This window comes from Streptomyces sp. URMC 127 (assembly GCF_051386535.1).
GTDB lineage: Bacteria > Actinomycetota > Actinomycetes > Streptomycetales > Streptomycetaceae > Streptomyces.
Genome location: NZ_JBPQTW010000448.1, coordinates 1 through 1,228, shown reverse-complemented (window position 1 = coordinate 1,228; position 1,228 = coordinate 1). Strand labels below are relative to the sequence as shown.

Annotated in this window: 1 protein-coding gene; it reads left to right on the top strand. The window is 67.5% G+C overall.

Going from position 1 to position 1,228, the window contains the following annotated elements:
* The coding region (locus ACSNOH_RS34830) for an amino acid adenylation domain-containing protein (RefSeq protein WP_436725449.1) at window positions 1-1,228 on the top strand (1,228 nt) is incomplete at both ends.

Here is a 1,228-nt window from a genome sequence, read left to right as displayed (position 1 = left end):
GGTGAGCGGGAGTGGTCGTATCGGGAGGTGGAGGAGCGGGCCGGCCGGTTGGCGGGCTGGCTTGTGCGGCGGGGTGTTCGGGCGGGGAGCCGGGTGGGTGTTGCGCTCGGGCGGTCCGTAGAGGCGATCGTGGCGATGCTGGCGGTGCTGAAGGCCGGCGGGGCTTACGTGCCGCTTGACCCCGCCTACCCCGCTGAGCGGTTGCAGTTCATCGCTGAGGATGCGCAGTTGGCGTTGGTGATCGACGCAGAAGTGATGTCCGGCGACTTTTCGGCGTTCTCGGGGACGCGGTTCGAGGCGCCGGTGGACGGTCCTGGGGCTGCGTATGTGATGTATACGTCGGGGTCGACGGGGTTGCCCAAGGGTGTGGAGGTGACGCATGCCGATGTTGTCGGGTTGGCGTCGGATGGGTGTTGGGGTGGTGCGCAGCGGCGGGTGTTGTGGCATTCGCCGGAGGTCTTCGATGCTTCGACGTTCGAGGTGTGGGTCCCGCTGCTGACGGGTGGCACGGTGGTGGTTGCTTCGTCCGGTGAGCTGGACAGTGAGCGGCTGGCGGCGGAGATCGCTGCTGGTCGGGTGACGGGTCTGTGGTTGACGTCCGGGCTGTTCTCTGTCCTGGTTGAGCATCACCTTGAGGCGTTTGCTGGTGTGGAGCAGGTGTGGGCTGGTGGTGATGTGGTCTCGCCTGCGGCGGTGCGGCGGGTCCTCGACGCCCACCCCGGTTTGAGTGTTGTCAATGGTTATGGTCCGACGGAGACCACCACGTTCGCTACCCGGCATGTCGTGACCGGTGAGCTGTCTCAGGGCAGTGTGCCGATCGGCCGGCCCCTGGACGGCATGCGGGCCTACGTTCTCGATGACCACCTGGCCCTGGTCCCGCCCGGAGTGCCGGGAGAGCTGTATCTCGCCGGTGCAGGGGTGGCCCGCGGTTATGTGGACCGTCCGGCGCTGACCGCTGAGCGGTTCGTCGCCGATCCGTACACGGGCGATGGTGTTGGTGCTGGTGCGCGGATGTATCGCACCGGGGACCTGGTCCGCTGGAACCGGGACGGGCAGCTGGAATACCTCGGCCGTGCCGATGACCAGGTCAAGATACGCGGCTTCCGTGTCGAACCCGGGGAGATCGAAGCGACGCTTCGTCTGCACCCGGGCGTGGCGGATGCGCTCGTTGTGGTGCGGGAGGACCAGCCCGGGGACAAGCGCCTCATCGCCTACACCACCCCCGCCA